Origin of the sequence: Microcystis sp. T1-4 (assembly GCF_000297435.1) — a bacterium.
Classification (GTDB): domain Bacteria; phylum Cyanobacteriota; class Cyanobacteriia; order Cyanobacteriales; family Microcystaceae; genus Microcystis.
Map to the genome: position 1 here is coordinate 1 of NZ_CAIP01000317.1, position 1,525 is coordinate 1,525.

The following is a 1,525-nucleotide window of genomic DNA, read 5'->3' on the forward strand; positions in this document are numbered from 1 at the left end:
TCATTGAACCCAGTCTAGGGCTATACTTAACTATGTAATCAGTAAAAAAACAAATCTATGAAAGCTTGGGCAAAATCTCTAGAAAAACCAGCAGTGGAATTTTCTGAAACGCAATTAACCTTATTATCGGGGAAAATTCCCGATGGATTGCGAGGGAGTCTCTATCGCAATGGTCCGGGGAGATTAGAAAGAGGTAAGCAAAAAGTTGGTCATTGGTTTGACGGAGATGGGGCAGTTTTAGCTGTACATTTTCATGATAATGGAGCCAGTGCCACCTATCGTTATGTTCAGACTGCTGGTTATCAGCAAGAAAGCGCCGCTAATCAATATTTATTTCCTAATTATGGCATGAATGCCCCCGGCTTCTTTTGGAATAATTGGGGAAAAGAGGTAAAAAATGCCGCTAATACCTCGGTTTTAGCTTTACCCGATAAATTATTAGCTCTCTGGGAAGGGGGTTTTCCCCATAAATTAGATTTACAATCTTTAGAAACCCTAGGTTTAGATAATTTATCTAGGTTACAAGCAAAGGAAACTTTTTCCGCTCATCCTAAAGTAGATTTGTCCAGAGGAGAGATTTTTAATTTCGGGGTGACAATCAGTGCTAAAGTTAGTTTAAATCTCTATAAGTCTGACTCCACTGGTCAAATTATCCAGAAAAACACTTTTGATTTAGATAGATTGTCGCTGCTGCATGACTTTGTTTTAGCAGGACAGTATCTCGTCTTTTTTGTCCCACCGATAAAAGCGGATAAGTTATCGATACTGTTGGGATTTAAAACTTTTAGTGATGCCATGCAGTGGCAGCCAGAATTAGGAACAAGAATACTAATTTTTGAGAGAGATTCTCTGCAATTAGTCAGTGAAAGTGTTACAGATTCATGGTTTCAATGGCACTTTGCTAATGGTTGTGTAAATGACCAAGGCAATCTTGAAATTGTTTTTGTCCGTTATGATGACTTTAAGACTAATCAATTTTTAAAAGAAGTTGCCACGGGTGAAACCGAAACCTTAGCCATTGGAAAATTGGCAAGTATTACCATTAATCCCCTATCAGCAAAGGTGATTAATCAGGAAATTCTCTCGGATTTAAGCTGTGATTTTCCCGTGGTTTCCCCGCAACTGGTGGGACAAAAATGGCAAAATACTTTTTTAGCTGTCCATCGTCCCGATAGCGATATTCGTCGGGAAATTATCGGACTTCCCGCTTGTTATAATCACTCCACAGGTAAGTTAACTATTGCTTATCTAGAAAATAACTGTTATGGTACTGAACCGATTTTTGTCTGCGATGGTTTATCTCCAGAAACGGGATGGTTAATCGTCGTAGTTTACGACGGCAATAATCACAGCAGCCAAGTGAGAATCTATGATAGTCAGCAGCTAGAAAAAGAACCCCTTTGTTGTCTGCAATTACCCAGTGTTATCCCTCCGGGGTTTCACGGTACTTGGCAAGAAAAATCAGAAAAAGGCGCTATTTAGAAAACGGGTTTCTTTGAGAAACCCGTTTTCTGGACTTGTGAGA

At 39.4% G+C, this 1,525-nt stretch carries 1 protein-coding gene; it reads left to right on the forward strand.

Annotated elements, in window-relative coordinates; translation table 11 throughout:
* Positions 1–57 precede the first annotated feature (57 nt).
* Complete coding sequence (locus tag MICAI_RS16665) at positions 58–1,482, forward strand: carotenoid oxygenase family protein (protein WP_008204789.1); 1,425 nt, start codon at positions 58–60, stop codon at positions 1,480–1,482.
* Positions 1,483–1,525 lie beyond the last annotated feature (43 nt).